At 24.8% G+C, this 19,943-nt stretch carries 17 protein-coding genes and 1 riboswitch; of the genes, 1 reads left to right on the top strand and 16 read right to left on the bottom strand.

Translation table 11 applies throughout. The features are described 5' to 3' along the window. The 12 genes from AWT72_RS02150 to AWT72_RS02095 form a co-directional block, all read right to left on the bottom strand. The coding region (locus AWT72_RS02150) for a hypothetical protein (RefSeq protein ID WP_197407587.1) at positions 1 to 318 on the bottom strand (318 nt) is incomplete at its 3' end. Beyond that, on the bottom strand, positions 305 to 1,465 hold the full coding sequence (gene tilS / locus AWT72_RS02145; protein WP_067140107.1) for a tRNA lysidine(34) synthetase TilS: 1,161 nt from the start codon (positions 1,463 to 1,465) through the stop codon (positions 305 to 307). The genes tilS and AWT72_RS02150, both read right to left, overlap by 14 nt. Further along, a complete protein-coding gene (locus AWT72_RS10195) occupies positions 1,462 to 2,790 on the bottom strand; it encodes a SpoIID/LytB domain-containing protein (RefSeq protein WP_067140104.1) in 1,329 nt (442 codons plus the stop codon). Before AWT72_RS10195 ends, tilS begins: the two co-directional genes overlap by 4 nt. Next, positions 2,787 to 3,731 (bottom strand): endolytic transglycosylase MltG, encoded by a 945-nt coding sequence (gene mltG / locus AWT72_RS02135; RefSeq protein ID WP_197407586.1) that lies wholly within the window; start codon positions 3,729 to 3,731, stop codon positions 2,787 to 2,789. The genes AWT72_RS10195 and mltG overlap by 4 nt, the downstream gene beginning before the upstream one ends. A 10-nt stretch (positions 3,732 to 3,741) precedes the next feature. Beyond that, positions 3,742 to 4,836, bottom strand: a complete 1,095-nt coding sequence (gene ytvI / locus AWT72_RS02130) for a sporulation integral membrane protein YtvI (RefSeq protein ID WP_067140096.1) — start codon at positions 4,834 to 4,836, stop codon at positions 3,742 to 3,744. A gap of 1 nt (position 4,837) precedes the next feature. Continuing rightward, complete coding sequence (uvrA, locus tag AWT72_RS02125; RefSeq protein ID WP_067140094.1) at positions 4,838 to 7,672, bottom strand: excinuclease ABC subunit UvrA; 2,835 nt, start codon at positions 7,670 to 7,672, stop codon at positions 4,838 to 4,840. 164 nt (positions 7,673 to 7,836) lie between these two features. Beyond that, complete coding sequence (locus AWT72_RS02120) at positions 7,837 to 8,241, bottom strand: DUF2335 domain-containing protein (RefSeq protein ID WP_067140091.1); 405 nt, start codon at positions 8,239 to 8,241, stop codon at positions 7,837 to 7,839. Then, on the bottom strand, positions 8,222 to 8,419 hold the full coding sequence (locus AWT72_RS02115) for a hypothetical protein (protein WP_067140089.1): 198 nt from the start codon (positions 8,417 to 8,419) through the stop codon (positions 8,222 to 8,224). The genes AWT72_RS02120 and AWT72_RS02115 overlap by 20 nt, the downstream gene beginning before the upstream one ends. 318 nt (positions 8,420 to 8,737) lie before the next feature. Further along, entirely contained in the window at positions 8,738 to 10,330 is a 1,593-nt protein-coding gene (locus AWT72_RS02110) for an ABC-F family ATP-binding cassette domain-containing protein (protein WP_067140086.1), read from the bottom strand. Further along, positions 10,327 to 11,064: an HAD family hydrolase gene (locus tag AWT72_RS02105; RefSeq protein WP_067140083.1), complete on the bottom strand. Its 738-nt coding sequence runs from the start codon at positions 11,062 to 11,064 to the stop codon at positions 10,327 to 10,329. Before AWT72_RS02105 ends, AWT72_RS02110 begins: the two co-directional genes overlap by 4 nt. A 57-nt stretch (positions 11,065 to 11,121) precedes the next feature. After that, on the bottom strand, positions 11,122 to 12,198 hold the full coding sequence (locus AWT72_RS02100; protein ID WP_067140081.1) for a hypothetical protein: 1,077 nt from the start codon (positions 12,196 to 12,198) through the stop codon (positions 11,122 to 11,124). 21 nt (positions 12,199 to 12,219) lie between these two features. Continuing rightward, positions 12,220 to 12,933 (bottom strand): YlmH/Sll1252 family protein, encoded by a 714-nt coding sequence (locus tag AWT72_RS02095; RefSeq protein ID WP_067140077.1) that lies wholly within the window; start codon positions 12,931 to 12,933, stop codon positions 12,220 to 12,222. Positions 12,934 to 13,105: 172 nt separating this feature from the next. Between AWT72_RS02095 and AWT72_RS02090 the strand changes: the two genes are divergently transcribed. After that, complete coding sequence (locus AWT72_RS02090) at positions 13,106 to 13,525, top strand: GNAT family N-acetyltransferase (protein ID WP_067140071.1); 420 nt, start codon at positions 13,106 to 13,108, stop codon at positions 13,523 to 13,525. Between the two features lie 66 nt (positions 13,526 to 13,591). Here AWT72_RS02090 and AWT72_RS02085 read toward each other — a convergent pair whose 3' ends face one another. From AWT72_RS02085 to AWT72_RS02070, 4 genes are all read right to left on the bottom strand, one after another. Continuing rightward, positions 13,592 to 14,668 (bottom strand): M24 family metallopeptidase, encoded by a 1,077-nt coding sequence (locus AWT72_RS02085; protein WP_067140070.1) that lies wholly within the window; start codon positions 14,666 to 14,668, stop codon positions 13,592 to 13,594. Positions 14,669 to 14,766: 98 nt separating this feature from the next. Continuing rightward, positions 14,767 to 15,483, bottom strand: coding sequence for an amino acid ABC transporter ATP-binding protein (locus AWT72_RS02080; RefSeq protein WP_197407588.1), 717 nt, complete (start codon positions 15,481 to 15,483; stop codon positions 14,767 to 14,769). Between the two features lie 17 nt (positions 15,484 to 15,500). Continuing rightward, positions 15,501 to 17,078, bottom strand: coding sequence for an ABC transporter substrate-binding protein/permease (locus AWT72_RS02075; RefSeq protein WP_067140064.1), 1,578 nt, complete (start codon positions 17,076 to 17,078; stop codon positions 15,501 to 15,503). 78 nt (positions 17,079 to 17,156) lie between these two features. Then, a riboswitch (Lysine riboswitch) is annotated at positions 17,157 to 17,324 on the bottom strand. Between the two features lie 94 nt (positions 17,325 to 17,418). Next, positions 17,419 to 19,851: a CocE/NonD family hydrolase gene (locus AWT72_RS02070; RefSeq protein WP_067140061.1), complete on the bottom strand. Its 2,433-nt coding sequence runs from the start codon at positions 19,849 to 19,851 to the stop codon at positions 17,419 to 17,421. Positions 19,852 to 19,943 lie beyond the last annotated feature (92 nt).

Here is a 19,943-nt window from a genome sequence, read left to right as displayed (position 1 = left end):
ACCTAAAATAGTTGCAAATATTAAAATGAAAAATGTCATACTAGAAAATGGTGGCTTTTTATTTCCACTTCTTTTTCTTAATTCTTCAACTTTTTTTCTAAATAATTCTTCTTCATCTAGTTCATTATCATTTTTAGGATTTTTATTATTTTCACTGTCTTTATTTTTGTCATTTTCATCTTCATTGTTAAAAGTTTCTTTTTTTTCTGTATTCTTGATTTCAGAGTCTACTTTAACTTCATCTTCGTTTTTAAATTCTTCTTTATTTATTTCTTTTTCAAATTCAGTTTCATTTAATTTATCTTTATTTTCTTCCATTTTTACCATCCTTTTTTATCACAATATAATTAGAATTTTCTTCTAATTTTTGATTTAGTTTCTTAGAAAATTTAATATCTGCTATTGAAAGTATTTCTTTACTTGTTTTTAATATTGGGATTATATCACGAACAAGTCTATCAATTTTTAAATTAATAAATATAGACTTGATTTTCTTATTATCTAATTTATCCCCATTTTTTCTATTTGTAACAAAAATCTTATTGATACTTCCTATATTATATATTTTATACTCTTTTTTTTCAAGGTATTTTTTAATATAACTATATTCAAATAAAGATATTTCATAACCGTTTACATTTTGACTTTCATTTAAATTTATTTTGTACAAAAACTCATTAGATTTCATTTTACTTCTATCTAATACGCCATAAAATTCATAACTGCTATACCAAATATACTTTTCATTTAAATCTATACTAGTCCCATTTTTATTTTTTATACTCAATATTTCGTATATTTTATTACTACTCACAGCTATATTATATTTTTTTAATTCTTTATATATATATTCTCTATTTTCTTTATTTTCTACGTCATTTACTAAATCTATCAAATTAGAAATATTTGATAAATAATTAGTATTTATTTCTTTCATTATAGGTAAAATTTGATTTCTTATTTTATTTCTACTATAATCATTTTCAAAATTAGTATAATCAATTAAATATTTTATATTATTCTCATTTAAATATGAAAGTATATATTCTTTTGAAATATTTAATATTGGTCTAATAATATTACCTCTTTTTGCTGGTATTCCTTTTAATCCTTCTAATGCCGTTCCCCTTATAATTCTAAAAATTATAGTCTCCACATTATCATTTTGATTATGACCCGTTGCAATATATTCAAAAGAATTTTTTTCTCTTACTTTTTCTAATATTTCGTATCTCTTGTTTCTTGCTATATCTTCATTAAACTTTTCTAAATTTATGCTTTCTATACAATAAAATATATTTTCTTTTATAGCAAAATCTTTTACAAAATCAATATCATTTTGAATATCTTTTCTTACATTATGATTAACATAACATATACCTATTTCATGATTTTGTTTTTTTAAATAGTGATACAAATATACTGAATCTGGTCCGCCAGAAAAAGCAATTAAAATTTTACTCATTTTTCTCCTATTTTGGTAATACTTATCCCTCTATAATAGTGTTTCAATATTTCTTCATAATTATATTTTCTTACTTGTCCTAAATATTTAGCTCCCCATTGTGATAATCCAACACAATGTCCTGAACCTTTACCATAAAAGTACACAATTCCATCATTACTTAAATGCATGCTAAAGTTATTACTTTTAATTTTACTAGCACCTAGTCCTCTTCTTATTTTATTTTTTCCAAGATTAGTAATTACATTATAGCTTCTTCCGAATTTTTTTTCTAAACTATATTTAGAAATTCTATATGTCCATTTTTGTGAACTACTAAAATCTTCTACACTTTTTAAATATGGTTTTTCCACATTAAAAACTGCCTTAGCTGACATTGTTCTATCTCCTGAACTTGCATGGAAAAGTGCTAATATTGGTTTTCCATTATATGTTGCAATTTGACTTCTAGTGCTATTTACTGCGGCTGTAACTTTCTTTTCTTCATTAGATGCCCCACTATATACTTGAAATTTTACAGTATCATCTACATCATATAAATTACTTTTATTTTTATTTGTAATTATTTTATTTAATGCATAAGTTCTTGCTGCAACTGCTTGTGCTTTTAATGCTTCCGTACCAAAATATGTTGGCATTTCTGCTGAAACTACTGAATATAAATATTCTTCTAAATTTACTTCATTAATTACTAATCCATCTTTTTTATATACTATACCTCTATATGGTTTACCATTTACATAATAAAAATCTTTACCTTTTATTATTTCAGGATTACCATATGATAATTTTACCCTAACTCTAATTCCGTGTATCTTTTTTTCAATTTCTGGTTCAATATAAGGTTTAACTTTTGGTTCTACCTTTGGTTGAGTTTCAGGTGTAACTTCACCAGATGTAACTTCACCAGATGTAACTTCACCAGGTTTAACTTCACCAACAGTTAATACTTGTCCATTAGCTAAAACCATTGAAAAACCATCTTTAAATTTTTCATCTATGTCAGTTTCGGGCTCAACTTCAGGATCAATTTCACCGACAGTTAATGTTTCTCCATTAGCTAAAACAACTGAAAAACCTTCTTCAATTTTTCCATTTTTTAATACTGTTTCAAAATCAACTTCAGCATTTGCTTCAGTATTCGCTTCTTCATCGATTGATTTTAAAGCACTAGCTAAAAGATTAGAAAAATATTCTCTAATTTTTTCATATTTATTTTTTTCATCAATTATTACTCGTTTCTGTTCAAATTTAAAATCATCATTTGTTGCTATTTTGGCACATGATACCAAAGCTAATAATGATATAATTATTGTTTTTTTCATTTTATATGCCCGCTTTCTTTTCTTTTTCTTAAATGTTCTTCGTGTGTTTTCGAATAATACGTTTTCCCTTCATGCATAAAGAAATATAAACTTTCAATTTTTGCAGGATTCATTGCTGCATAAATACTTTCTTCTCCTGGATTTGATATAGGAGTTGGTGTTAAACCTTTATGTTTATATGTATTATACTTAGAATTAGAACTCATTAAATCACTTTTATAAATATTTCTTTTCAAACCATATTTTAAAGTTGCATCCGACTGTAAAAGCATATTAATTTTAAGTCTATTATGAAATACAGCAGATATTTTAGTTCTATCATCACTGCCTCCAGCTTCTTTTTCAATTATTGAAGCCAATATTAATATATCATAAAACTTATCTTTATCGTAAACACGAATAGGGTATTTTTCTAAAAAATGCCCAAATATTTTATCAAATATTTCTTTTGGAGTATCTTCTTCATTAAAATAATATGTGTCAGGGAAAAAATAGCCTTCAAATACTTCATTATGTTTATAATAAAAATTATAATTTTTAAGTGTTTCTAGTAATTCTTTTTTTGTTGCTAATCCTGATGATGCTATTCTTTCTAATACTTGTTCAGAAGTAAAACCTTCTGGTATAGTTACATTTATATTATTCGGTTTAGACATGTGTAAAACTTTTATTAGTTCATATTTAGTTAAATTTCTATCAAACATATATCTTCCCACTTTTACAATTTCATATTCCTTATTTATTTTGAAAAAGATTCTGTCTATTATACCATACTTTATATTTAAATTTCCATAGATATTCGAAATTAAATCTCCTTTTTTAACTTTTAATTCTTTATTTTTAGTGTTGTGAGTTTGTATTCCTACTACATAAATAGCATACGACACAAACATTACAAATAATAAAAATATTATTTTTATTATTCTTAGAATTTTTTTCATTATTCTCCTTTTATTTTTTTTCATTTATTAAAAACTTGAAAAATCCATATTGTATCTCTTCATAAAATACTATTTTTAATATAGACATAATTACTGGTCCTATTAAAAATCCTATTATCCCAAATACTCTAAATCCACTATACATTGCTATTAATGTTAATAATGGATTAATTTTAGCACCTTTACTCATAAGTTTTGGTTCTAATGTTTGTCTTATAAGTGTTATTGTTAAATTTAATGCCAATAAAGATAATGCAAATACATAATTTCCATTTAAAAATACTTCCATAAATGCCCATGGCATTATTACTGCTGCTGCTCCTATCATAGGTAATGCATCAACTACTCCAATTATAAATGCAAATAGTAATACATAATTTATGTGATGTATAAATATATTTATTAAATTAAGCCCTATTATTAATTCTACGAAACATAAAAGTGTTAATATTAATTGTGTTCTCAAATAAATCATTAACATTTTAAAAACACCCTCTTTTATTTCATAAAATTTACTTAACCATGTTTTAGGAATTTGTTTTTTCAAAAAACCTTCTATAATTTTTTCATCTTTTAACATAAAAAATGATGAAAGTACTGTAATTACAAAAAATATTATAAGTTTAGGTAATGAACTTAAAATTCCTAATCCTGATTTAATTACAGGAATAAAATATTTACTAGTAATATCTATAATTGTATCAATAAAATTATTTATAAAATCTATCATATAATTTGGTAAAAAATCTAATTTTTCGACTATTATATCAACTATATTTTCTATTTGATTTTCTATCATATTTTGTGATTCTATTAAAAATGTCCCAAATTTATACCCTTCATAGATTATTTTTGAAAATAATAAAACTATTAATCCACCTATTATTAAATAAAACAATATTAATACTATTGGATTAATTATTTTACTACTTATATGTGTTTTTCTTTCTAAATAATTGATAATAGGTTTTACTATACTTACTATCATAGCTGCTATAACAAATGGTAATAAAAATATCATTAACTTGAATGTTATGAATAATAACAGCAAAATTGCAATGACATATAATATTCCACTTAATCTTTTAATATCAAATTTACCCATTTTATTCTCCTAATATTTTCTTTAAAAATTTACCTGTATGAGATTTTTTATTTTTTGCTATATCTTTTACAGTTCCAGTAGCAACTATATTACCACCTTTGTCTCCACCTTCTGGTCCTATATCTATAATATAGTCTGCTGATTTTATAACATCTAGATTATGTTCTATCACAACTACAGTATTTCCTTTATCTGCCAAACTATTAAGAACACTTAATAATTTTTGTATATCTTCAAAGTGTAAACCAGTTGTAGGTTCATCTAATATATATATAGTATCAGCATTACTGATTTTAGATAATTCACTAGATAATTTTATTCTTTGTGCTTCTCCACCTGATAAAGTAGTTGCACTTTGCCCTAATGAAATATAGTCCATACCTACTTCTATTAAAGTATTTAATTTTCTTTTAAGATTAGGTATTTTTTCAAAAAATTCATATGCTTCTATAACTGACATTTTTAAAACTTCAGCTATATTTTTATTTTTATATTTTACTTCTAATGTTTCTTTATTATATCTTTTACCTTTACATATTTCACATTCTACATATACATCTGGTAAAAAATTCATTTCTATTTTTACTATACCTGCTCCAGAACATGCTTCGCATCTTCCACCTTTAACATTAAATGAAAATCTACCCTTTTTATATCCTCTTAATTTTGCATCTTTTGTATTTGCGAATATATCTCTTATATCATCAAAGATTTTAGTATATGTAGCTGTATTAGAACGAGGTGTTCTACCTATAGGACTTTGATCTATATTTATAACCTTTTTTAAATCTTCAAACCCTTTTATTTCTTTGTATTCTAATGGGTATAATCTACTATTGTATATCTTATTTGATAAGGCTGGATATAAAGTTTGATTAATAAGACTACTTTTACCACTACCTGAAACCCCTGTAACTACTGTTAAAGTTCCCTTAGGTATTTTAATAGATATATTTTTTAGATTATTTCCCTTACAATTTTTTAATTCTATATATTTTTTTGATTTTCTTATTTTTTTAGGAATAGGTATTTCAAGTTTACCACTTAAAAATTTCCCCGTTACTGATTTAGAATTTTTCATTACTTCTTTTGGACTTCCCTTAGCAACGATTTCTCCACCAAATTTACCAGCACCAGGCCCTATATCTATTAAATAATCACACTCTCTCATAGTTTCTTCATCATGTTCTACTATAATTAAAGTATTTCCAATCTCTTTTAATTCTTTTAATGTACTAAGTAATCTTTCATTATCTCTTTGGTGTAAGCCTATACTAGGTTCATCTAGTACATATATAACACCTGTTAATTTACTACCTATTTGAGTTGCAAGTCTTATTCTTTGTGATTCTCCACCAGATAAAGTCTTAGTTCCCCTTGACATACTTAAATAATCTAATCCTACATTAACCATAAAACTTAATCTTTGTCTAATTTCTTTTAGTATTTCCTTTGCTATATGTTCTTCTTTTTCAGTTAATACCAAACTTTCAAAAAAATCATATGCTTCATTTATACTAAGTTTAGTAATATCTATAATATTTTTATCATTTATGGTAATATTTAAAACAACATTTTCTAATCTATCTCCATTACAAGTTTCACATATTTTTTCTGTCATATATTTATTTTCTAATTCTTCAGCAAATTTTTCAGAAAATGCATCTTTATATTTATATCTTCTAACCGTAAGACCATATATACCATCAAATTTTTTCTTTCCATTAAAATTATATTCTTTTGTATTTATATTAAAATCAAATTCTTTATTAGAACCATATAATAATATATTTTTTTCATTTTTTGTTAATTCTTTAAATGATTTATTTCCATCAATTTTATTAGATGCTAAAAAATCAGAATATAGTTTATAAGTCCAACTACTTTTACTTGCTCCACCACAAACATATACTCCACCATCATTTATTGGCATATTTTCATCTAATATCAACTTATTTACATCAACTAAAAGACTAGAACCTAAACCATTACAAGTTTTACAAGCCCCAAAAGGTGCATTAAAAGAAAACAGTCTTGGTACTATTTCAGGAAATGTTATATCTTCATGCTTAGGACATATGAAATTTTCTGAATAATCAAATTTTTTAGAATTTATTTCTATACTTACATTCCCATTAGACATTATTGCTGCTAATTCTATAGCTTCTGTTATTCTTGAAACTTGTTCTTCATCTTCTCTTTTTACTATTATTCTATCTATTATTGCATATATATTATGTCTTTTATTTTTATCTAATACTATTTCATCATCTAAATCTAGTAAAAGATCATTTACTTGTAATCTTTGTAATCCTTGTTTTTTAAGATTAGAAAATAGATTTTTAAAACTACCTTTTCTATCTTTTACAACAGGTGATAATATTATCAATTTATCATTTGTATTTGCTTTTAAAATAATGTCATTTACTATTTCATCAATAGATTTTTTTGAAACATTTTCATTACAAACTGGACAATGTGGTATACCTATGTGAGCCCATAATAATCTCATATAATCATAAACTTCTGTCATAGTTCCAACAGTAGATCTAGGATTTTTAGATACACTTTTTTGCTCAATAGATATTGCAGGAGATAATCCTTCTATACTATCTAATTCAGGTTTTTTCATTTGACCAATAAATTGTCTAGCATATGCTGATAAACTCTCAACATATCTTCTTTGTCCTTCAGAATAAATAGTATCAAAAGCCAAAGAAGATTTACCGCTTCCTGAAACCCCTGTTATTACAACCATATTATTTTTAGGTATATCTAGTGAAATATTTTTTAAATTATTTTCTCTAGCACCCTTTATTCTTATATAATCCATTATTCACCAAACCTATATATTTATTTTTATTTTATTTGAATATTATACCATATGGAATATATTAAAATCAATTTTGACAATTTATACACAAATAAATAATATGTTTTTTCTAAATTTATGTAAAACTTTATAACAAAAAAGACATTTTTTTTCAATGTCTTTAATTATTATTTTCTACTCATTAAATAACCTAAACCTGTTGTTATTATTGTTGTTCCCAAGGTTATAAATCCAGAAATTTCTTTGTCTACATATATTAAATAAAGACTCCCTAAAACCATACATAATAACAATATAAACGCAAATACTTGTGCTTGATTTTCTCTACTCGATTGTTCATTTCTTAATTTATGAACATTTTCTTGCTCTTTTGTTTCCATATTTACTCTATTTTCAGTTTGCAATTCTGCCATTTTTATTATTCTATCTGGTGCATCAGGCTGTACATTTTTATATTGATATAAAATATCAGGTGATGGTAATGGTCCATAAGTTATTTCAACTGATGTCATAATAGTATCATTATCATCAACTTCTTCTATAGATTCTTTTTCAATTACTTCCTCTACCATACAAGTTCATTGCCTTTCTTATATCATTTCCAACCTTTTTCCAATCTTTTTCTAATGCAATTTTATCATCTTTTTCAAATGTAGATGGATATTTATTAATAATATCATTTGCAGTTACTGATGTACTTATAAAAATACTAGACATACTACATAATAATAATTTTATATTTTTTTTCATAATATTTCCTCCTACTTAGTAATATTATACTAATATTTACTAAAAAAATCAATATAAAGAAAATATGAAATGATATAAATTCAACTAAAAATTCTAAATGTATAAATATATCTTTTAAAAATAAAATGTTTCATCATATCTTATATTATTTTAATTTTTTGTAATAATAGATAATATGACAATAAATACTTACAGTTATTTCTACGATACATTATGATACATGGAAAAATATAATAATTGGATTACTAAATAATATAAAATAATAGTTTTAGAACTTTTCTAGAATCATATAAAAAATAAGCCCTCATTTTAAAAGGCCTATTTATCATCATTAAACATATACTCGTCATAAGTACATAATTTCTCTACAACTCCATCTTCTTTAATATCTATTATCTTATTTGAAACTGTTTCATTAAATTCATGATCTTTAGTAGTGAATAAAATAGTTTCAGGGAATCTCATTAGTGCTTTATTAAGTGATGTTATAGATTCTAAATCTAGGTGATCTGTTGGATTATCTAATACCAACACATTAGCACCTGACAACATCATTCTTGATAACATGCATCTAACTTTTTCTCCACCTGATAAAACTTTGGCTTTTTTTCTAGCTTCTTCTCCTGAAAATAACATTCTTCCCAGATAACCCCTAATATATTCTTCATGTTGATCCATTGAATATTGCCTTAACCAATCTATAAGACTTAAATCAATATTTTCAAAAAATTCATTATTATCTTTCGGGAAATATGATCTAGAAGTTGTTACTCCCCATTCAAAAGTTCCGCTATCGGCTTCTTCTTCTCCAACTAAAATTTTAAATAAAGTTGTTATTGCTAAATCATTTTCACTTATAAATACTGCTTTTTCTCCTGTATTTATAGTAAAACTAACATTATTTAACACCTTTTCTCCATTTATTGTTTTACATATATTGGATACTGTAAGCATATTATTTCCTGCTTCTCTATCTGCTTTAAAATCAATCCATGGATATTTTCTATTAGATACTTGCATATCTTCAAGTTGTAATTTTTCAAGTTGTTTTTTTCTACTAGTTGCTTGTTTTGATTTAGAAGCATTAGCAGAAAATCTTGCTATAAATTCTTGTAATTCTTTACGCTTTTGTTCTACTTTTTTATTTTGATTTCTCAATAATTCTTGTACTATTTGACTTGATTCATACCAGAAATTATAGTTTCCAACAAATATTTTTATCTTACCATAATCTATATCTGCTATATGAGTACATACTTTATTTAAAAAATGTCTGTCATGCGATACAACTAATACAGTAGTATTTTCTAAATCCATCAAAAAGTTTTCAAGCCAAGTTGTTGCTTTTAAATCCAGTCCATTTGTAGGCTCATCTAATAAAAGTATATCAGGGTTTCCAAATATAGCTTGTGCTAATAATACTTTAACTTTATCAGATTCCATTAAATTACTCATTTTTTTAGAATGTTCAGAAATAGGTATACCCAATCCTACTAATATTTTTTCAGCATTTGTTTCAGCATCCCAACCATCTAATTCTGCAAATTCTCCTTCTAATTCGGCTGCCAACATACCATCTTCTTCACTAAATTCTGTTTTTTGATATAGTTCATCTCTTTTTTTCATTACTTCACATAATTTTTTATGCCCCATTATTACTACATCTAATACAGTTTCTTCTTCATAAGCAAAGTGATCTTGTTTTAAAAATGATACTCTTTTACCTTTATCAATTATAACTTCACCAGTTGTTGAGTCAATTTCTCCTATAAGTATTTTTAAAAATGTTGATTTCCCTGCACCATTTGCTCCTATTATTCCATAACAATTACCTTGTAAAAATTTTACATTTACATCATCAAATAATTTTCTACCTCCGTACTGTACAGATAAATTACTCGTTTGTATCATATTTCCTCCCTGTTATATTCTATTTGATTTGCTTTAAGATTGTATATAACATCTTTTCTTTCTATTATTATTTTTGCTTTTTTAGATACTTCATTATCTGCAATTATTTTATTTAATAATCTTTTTGCTGGATTTAATGCAATAGGATAACCTACTAATTTAAACATAGAAAAATCCCCTGTTGTATCTCCATAAGCGTATGATTTAGATAAATCTATATCTTTTTTTGCTATAAATTCGGATACTGCTTTGTTTTTACTAACACTATCCCACATAGGTATAACTTCCCCTGTGTATTTATTATCTTTTACTATATATTTAGTTGCATAATAATTATCTATTCCCAATTTTTTTGCCATTTTACTCACTAAAAAGCTAGGACTTCCTGATATTATTACTATCTCATGACCTTGCTCTTTATGATATTTTATTCTATCTTTTGTATATTTATATACGTTATCTCCTTTAAGTTCAATTACTCTTTTAGCTATATAATCTACGTCTTCTATATTCATTTTCTTTAAGCCTTCAACATATTGATCTGTGAGAGCATATAAATACTCTTCATAATCACCTTCACGCTTACTCCATTTTTCAAACTTATCTTCAACAGATATATACCAAGCATCATAACTTAAAAACTTATATGATATTAATAATTTAAAATGCTCTATAAGTAATGAATTTCTAAAAATTGTCCCATCTACATCAAAAAATGCCGCAACTTTTTTCATATAATCACCTCAATAGATTTTAACATAAATAGATATTTTTAGCTACTTATTATATAATTATTGTAAATTTAAAATTTTATGTATTAACCATATCATTAAACCGGAACATGACAAAAGAAAAACAAAACTAAAAAATAATCCATCTTTAAATTTAATTTCGCCAATTTTAGCATTTATTTCTTTTATTTGTGTATTTACATTTTTTTTATCATTTAATATTTGTTTTATTTTATAAAATAAATTTTCATCACTTTCATCTGATAACTCTTTTAATATTTCAACCATTCTATTTTTTTCATTTTTCATCCCTGAAACTAATGATATGAAAGCAAAATATAATGCTATTAAAGACAACATCAATCCTGTTTGCTCACTAATATTAAATTTAGTATGTTCTCTACTTCTTATAATTTCAACAATATTAGGCATATTCTTTATAATTTCAAATATTATTTTACGAGATTCAAGTAAGAAAAATGATACTAATGAAATAATTGTTAATTCAATTAATCTTATAGTATTATTTCTTATATATAAAAAACCCTCTATATTTTTTAATCTTATTAAATTATTTTTCACTGATAAAATTTCTCTTGAAATACTAAAATTTCTTGATTGTTTTGTGTCAAACCATTTATTATTTTTAATATTTAATAATAATTCTCCATCTTTTGCACACATTGCCATTGCTATTATCAAATATTTTTTTTCTTCTTTTTTTGTTTTTTCAACATAATTATCATTTTTACTATTATCTATTCCATATACTCTTACACAAAATGAATTAAAAATTTCTAACTTTCTTTGAACCCAACTATATATAAAAAATATTACTATAGAAATTATTAATATATATGTCATTAAAATTACTACATAAATATCATTTTCTATATTAACATTACAAACTTTTTTCAAATAATAAATATGCAAACATTTAATAATTAATGATATTATTATAAAACCAATAAAAATAGAAAATAATAATGATTGTACATAATCAATCTTTAAATTTGACCACCACTTTTTTAATTTTTCTTTAAAAAACATAAACAATCTATGAAATATATATATAATCATAAAAACAGAAGCGAGTCCTTTCATTATTACCCAAAAAAATTCATTAATTTTTCCCATTCTCTCCACTCCATTCTTTTTTTATATAAATGTCTTAATCTCAATAACTGGCTTTTCTTTCTTACTGTATTTTACTATGCCTGAATAAATATATCTCCCATAACCTTTCATAGAGATTATGCTTCCTTCTTTAATGGTTTTTGAAGCATCAATACAGTCATCGTAATTAATCTTACATAAACCAAATTGTATATATTCTTTTGCTTTTGTTCTACTCATACCAGTAATAGCAGAAACTATATTATCTAGTCTTACTGATGAAATAGTATATTTTTTTATTTCATATTTAAAATCTAAATCTATTTTTTCATTTATTATACTGATTTCACAAGTATTTTTAGCTATTTTCGTAAGATTATTACAAATAATATCTAATACCTTATTTTCTACATAAACGTAGGCTATATTATCATCTATTTGAAATATATCTCCTATATATTTTCTATCTATGTTAAGACCCATTATAGACCCTAAAAAATCTTTGTTTGTATACTTTCTAAATTTATTATTAACTGATATTTTAATAAGTGTCTCTGGAAAAATAACGTCATTTTCTGAGAAATAATTTGGTACAAATGCTAACATTTTTCTTAATTTACCACTTTTTTTAATTATTAAATCTTCATATTTATCTTCAAAAAATAGATAATCATTAGGTGTTAAATAATTAGTATAAGTTATATACCCCATATTTTGTGCTAAATTTATTAATTCTTGTATTCTTTCATTTATCATTTTTTCCCCTTATATTTAAACTTTTACAATATAGTATTATTTTTAAGTTAAATTGTCAAATAATTTAAAGTTAGTATTTAAAAATATTAATATCAAACTTTATTCTATTAACTTTAATTTTTTTTTATGATACAATTATAAAAATTAGAAAATATAATGAAAGGACTAAACAATGAAAATAGTAAAAAGTAGTAGTGATGATATAGATTATATTGAAAATATGTTATTAATACATAATAAAGAAAGTTTAAAATTAACACAAAGAACACCATATAAAGTTTTTTCATATGTTATCAAATCTGATAGCAATAAAATTATAGGTGGAATTGTTGGATGCTCAGTTCTTTGGAAAATACTTTATATAGAAACACTTTGGGTAGATAAAAATTACAGGAATAAAAAATATGGGACAAAATTACTTAATAAATTATTATCTGATGCTAAAAAATATGGTTGTCGTATTGCTCATTTAGATAGTTTTGATTTTCAAGGATATGAATTTTATTTAAAAAATGGATTTGAAATTTTCGGAGTTTTAGAAAATAGCCCTGAAAATCATAAAGAATTCTTTTTAAAAAAAGTTTTAATTTAACTATTTATTTAAATAAAAAAAAATCAATCTTTTTTTAATTTATTGATTTTTTTTACTCTTATTCTTTTATTCTGGTTTTATTATTATAAGTTCTCTTGGAGATTTAGTTAATAACTCATAACCATTTTCAGTTACTAATAAATCATCTTCTATTCTTACTCCATATTTACCTTCAATATATAATCCTGGTTCTACTGTCATAACTTGATTTACCTTTAATGCTTCATCTCCTATTTTAGAACAATATGGTGCTTCATGTACTTCTAACCCAAAACTATGACCTAAACTATGTCCAAAATATTTAGACATATTTCCATTTTCATCAAAATAATCTCTTACTGCTTGGTCTACATTTTTTCCAATAACACCTGGTTTTATCATTTCTATACCTAAGCTCTGTCCTTCATATACTAAATCATATATTCTTTTTTCATCATCACTTATTTTATCTCCAAAGAATACTGTTCTTGTCATATCTGATGCATAACCATTATAGTAACAACCAAAGTCCATAGTTATTAATTCATTTTTCTTAATTTTTTTATCACTTGCAACACCATGTGGCATAGATGATCTATGACCTGATGCAACAATAGTTTCAAAAGATTTATCATCAGCACCATTTAATCTTTGTATATATTCAAGATGGGCTGCTATTTCTCTTTCAGTAATTCCTTCTTTTATTATTTTTAAAGTTTCTTTAAAAGCAATATCAGTTATTTTTGCTGCCATTCTTAAATTTTCTATTTCTTCTTGTGATTTTATTTTTCTTGCTTCTAACATTTCAGCACTTGCTGGCACTAATTCAACACCTTTAAATGCTTCTTTATACATATTGTATTCTGAAACTGTCATAGCCATATCATCAAATCCCAATCTTTTTATATTATGTTTTTTAATATGGTCTATTAATATATCTATTGCTCTTCTATCTATTTTATAAAATTCATAGCCATAAGGTTTTGTTTGCTCAGTCGCTTGTTCTATATATCTAAAATCTGAGTAAAAATATTTAATTTCCTTTGTTGCTAATGCTTGTCCTGTAGTACCTGTAAATCCTGTAAAATATCTTTTGTTAAAATAATCTGTTAAAAATAAGGCATCTATACCTAATTTTTCTAAAATTTTTCTTTCTTTGTCCATTAAAATCACTCCCTTATGCCTTACATTATACATAATTTAAAATTATTTATCAATAAAATTTAAAATGTAAACGATTTTCAAAAATAGTATCTATTTTTTTAAGAGTTTATAAAACTACTTATTCTCTCATTTTCTTGATTTTCAAAGAAATTTTTAGGATTATCATCTGCTAAAACTTTCCCTTTATCTAAAAATATTACTCTAGTTGATACATCTTTTGCAAAACTCATTTCATGTGTTACAACTAACATAGTCATACCTTCTTTTGCCAAATCTGTCATAGTTTTTAACACTTCTCCTACCATTTCTGGGTCTAGTGCTGAAGTTGGTTCATCAAATAATAATATTTCTGGTTCCATACACATTGCTCTTGCTATTGCTACTCTTTGTTTTTGTCCACCAGATAATTGACTAGGTCTAGCATTTATATATTTTTCCATACCTACTTTTTCTAAATATTTTATTGCCTTATCATGAGCTGTATGCTTATCTTCTCCTAGTATTTTTATAGGTGCTATAGTACAATTTTCTATTACTGTTAAATTATCAAATAAGTTAAAATTTTGAAACACCATGCCTACTTTTTGTCTATAGACTTCTTTTTTTATATTCCCAGTTAATATATCTTTCCCATGAAAATATATTTTTGCACTTGTTGGTTCTTCCAATAAATTTACACACCTTAATAAAGTTGATTTACCTGACCCAGATGACCCTATTATACTTACCACTTCATTTTCACTTATACTTAAATTTATACCATCTAGTATAGTATTATTTCCATATACTTTTGTTAAATTTTCTATTTTTAATATTTCTTTCATTTTTATCACTACTCCACTATCTCATAAGAACTATCGCCTGCTAATTTTTTTTCTAATATTTTTAAAAGTCTACTACATACTGTTGTTAATACAAAGTAAATTGAACAAGTGATTATAAAGACTTCATAATATCTAAAATTAGTTCCTGCAATTTGTTTTGAAACTGTATATAGTTCTGTTACACCTATTGCAAATAAAACTGCTGAATCTTTTATATTGATTATAAATTCATTTCCTATACTTGGTAATACATTTTTTATGGCTTGGGGTATTATTACATACCGCATAGCCTGCTTATGAGTAAATCCTAACGCCTCTGTTGCGTCATATTGACCTTTATCTATACTTTCTATACCACCTCTGAAAATTTCCGAAATATACGCCCCTGTGTTGATTGAGATAATTATAAGTGCTGCTACTATTGGACTTAAATTTATATTAAATACTTGTCCTATACCATAATAAAATATCATGGCTTGAACTATCATAGGAGTTCCCCTAAATACTAATATATAAACATAATTTATTTTCTTTAATATATAATAAAATATATTATGCATTTTTTTTCTCTTATCAGATATATCAGTAGTATTAACTATGGCTATAACTATACCTATCAATGAACCTACAAAAGTTCCAATTACTGCTAAATATATAGTTGTCCAAGTTCCGTATAAATATTTCACACCATACTCATTTAAAATTTGTTTTGTTCTACCTAAAAATGTAGTTTCATTAAAATTTCCATCAGAATTTTTATTTGAAACTGGTTGATTAGCAATTGCTTCTCTCATTAATTTTTCTCTAGTGTTTTTATTAATTTTTGATAATGCTAAATTAACTTCATCTATTAATTTAGTTTCACCTTTTTTTGCTGCTATTGATACATCAAATTCACTTCTATCAAAGTCAAATCCGCCATCACTAAATTCTATATATGTCATATTAGGATTTGAAAAACTTACTGATATGGCTGTTGGCTTTTCTGCAACATAAGCATCTATCTTATTTGAATTAAGTGCTACTTGCATAGCTGGAAAATTTTCAATAGCAATCTTTTTATCTACACCCTCTAGTTGGTCTATTAAATCATAGTGCAATGTATTTAATTGTCCTGTTATTCTAGCATTTTTAAAATCTTTTTTTGTTTTTCCATTAACATATGGACTATCTTTTTTTACAACTAGTAATACATCAGATTCGTAATATGAATTAGAAAAATCTAAACTCTTTTTTCTCTCATTAGTTGGCGACATACCAGCTATTACTAAATCTATTTTATTTGAATTAAGTGCTGGTCCTAATAGTGAATCCCAATCACTAGGAACTATTACTAATTCTCTATTTAATTCTTTTGCTATTAATTTTGCAATTTGTACATCATAACCATTAGCAAAGCCCGTAGATATTTTAACTGCTCCATTTTCATCAGTTGTTTGATACCAATTAAATGGTGCATAACCTACTTCCATTCCTACTCTTAATACATTTTTATTTGATACATTTTCATCTGCAAATACTATATTTGAAAATACCATACTTACCAAAAATGTTAAAACTGTAAACATTAATTTTTTTAATTTCATCGCTAATCCTCTCCATAATTTTAATAATAAAAAACTGATAGATTAGCTACCAGTGTAAAAAAATATACTATATTCAATTTCACGGATAGCTCACCATTATTTTCATAATGACAGTTATATAGATATTATCTATATACCCAACAATAAACTTAACATATTTATCATTTCGGCAATATTACCTTTTAATTGTTTCACTGATTGTCATCTCCACAATTTACTATTTAATACTGCGCCTCTACCTTATATTAATTATTTTAACAATTTTTAAAATTTTTGTCAATTTTTGCTTCATTAAAAAACATATACCTATGTATTTTAAGTATATGTTTTCTCGTTTATATTATTTTTTGATTGGAATATATTTTGCAGTTGCTTCCATTGACTCCCCTACAATAGGAACTTTCATTGTAATAGAATTTGTGTTAAAACTTATTCCATATTCATTTTTATTTTCAACTAAATCTGAATCATAAGCTGTAATTACCAATACTAATTTATGCCCTGCTTTAATCTTATATACATTAGGTTGAAGATATAGATTATAATTATGGTATTCTCCAACTTTAGGTACTATAGAATTTTTTGCAGTTATTGATTCAAAACCTGATTCTGGATTTGCCAAATTTATCCATCCTTTTGCTATAACTTTATATTTTGCGTTTGTAGTTTTAAATTGCTTTAAATCTAAATTTTCTACTCCTGAACCTATCCATACTCCTTTTTCTTTAATAGTTTTCTTATTTACATATGCTGAATCCTTTTCCAAATTAAATACTGGAAAATCTTTTTCTGCAACATCTACTAATAATACACTTATTGGTAGGTTATCAGTTTTTTTAGCTTTATTAAGTGCTGCTTTAAATGACACTAATACTGATCCTTTTATCATAATATCTTTATCAATATTAGTTACATAAGTTGCACTAGCAGTTGTAGATTTCTTTATTAAAGTTTCTTCTCGTTTTTTATCATTAATTCTAGCTTTTTTATAATTACTATTTATTACTATTTTATTTTTATCTGATTTTGCTTTTATAATTAATGAATTTAATGTATCCCAACTAACATATTCATACCACTCATCTGGATTTTCATTACTTTGTGCTATAACTTCAGGCATATTATTTACATTATTTTTAACGCCATATAAATAATGTGAAAACCAACGATTTAAAATATCTTCATAAAATTCTCCATTAATTGGAACAGCATATTTATGTGAAATATATGCTGGTGTAATATGAGCCCCTTGATGCAATATTAATTTAACATTTTGATTTTGTTTTTTAAAAGTTTTAAACATTAACTCAAATTGTTTAGTACGTACATTATAATCATTTAAACCATGAACTATTAATGCACTTACTTTAATTTTATCAGCATTAAGTGTATAGTCTCTATTTTCCCATACTTCACTATAATTACTTCCATATTTTTTTTGATCTTTTCTCAATTGATGTAAATAGTTACCATAATTTTTAGAAATTTTATTCCAATCTTCTTTATCTATATATCTACCTGCACAATAAAGTGCTAAATAATTTAATTCATCATATGGACTATCTGCAAGTGGAGTTCCTTGACTATTCATGTATTCATAATAACTTGCAATTCCTGCAACTGGAACTATTGTTTCTAAACCTTTTACACCTGTTCTAGCAACTCCAAATGGAGTAGTTCCTGAATATGAACGCCCTGTCATTCCAACTTTTCCATTTGACCAATCTGCTTTAATTTCTATATTACTTGTTTTATCAGTATATGCAACACGATTACCAGTTAACCATTCAATAATATTTTTGAAAGCAGAAATTTCTAAATCTGACCCTACTGTTTCAAATCCTTCTGAACCACGAGTACCAAGACCAGCACTTGTAACTACTGCAAACCCACGAACTAGATAATAATCATACCAAGTTAGATTTTCATAAGAATAAAAAGGATTATCTTTAGTCGATTCATATGGACTCTTATAATACCATTCTGATGATATTGCTTTTTTAGCTAATTCTTGTGTTGATATTTTACCTTTAATTTTACGTTTTTTAGGTTTAGAATATAGTTTTGACATATCATAACTTCCGCCTTTTGGAAATACTTTATCTATATTATATTGTTCAGTAGTACCTGTAATATATGGTCTAGCATCAAAAATAGTTGCTGCCTTATAATCTCCATTCATAACTGCTCTTGGAATTTGTACTAAAGTTTTAATCAAATCTAATTTCCCATCTCCATCAGTATCATAATCAGTTTCTACGTATACAATATAACGTATAATATCACTATTTTCATTTGAATAACCTTTTTCTACAGCCCCTGTTGTATAAGGAAATATTGGTTGAGCCATACCATTTAAAAATAAGGGGGTTTTCTTTTTAACATGATATGATTCATGTAAAATTTTAGCTACTTTTAACATTTTAATTAAATTTTCTTTTGTACTTAATGCTGTAGGATTATAGTTTTCAATATCATTTGTCATTCCTAAACTTTTAGCATAACTATTAGAATCATCAGGATAATTTGATATATGATCTTTTTTAACCCCTGCCCATAATAGTAATTCTCTAACAAGTTCTTGATTTGTTAACTCTTTTTTTAATAAAACATTATCTATTTCTGCATTTAAATGTTTTGATAATATTTCACCTGTAACAACCATATGCTTATTCATACTATTATTAGTTGAATTTATAATTCCATCATTACTATAAACGCAAGAAACTAAAATTAATAAGAAAGATAATAAAAATAGTTTTATCTTTTTCATATAATCTCCTTTCACCTTGACTTTTATTCTTAATTTTATTATAACTTTATAATTATATTCTGCAATACATAAAAATAAGTAAAAAGTGTAGA

It is taken from the genome of Oceanivirga salmonicida (assembly GCF_001517915.1).
Lineage (GTDB): Bacteria > Fusobacteriota > Fusobacteriia > Fusobacteriales > Leptotrichiaceae > Oceanivirga > Oceanivirga salmonicida.
Note: the sequence above shows the minus strand (reverse complement) of the source record. Positions and strands in the feature narration are given on the sequence as shown.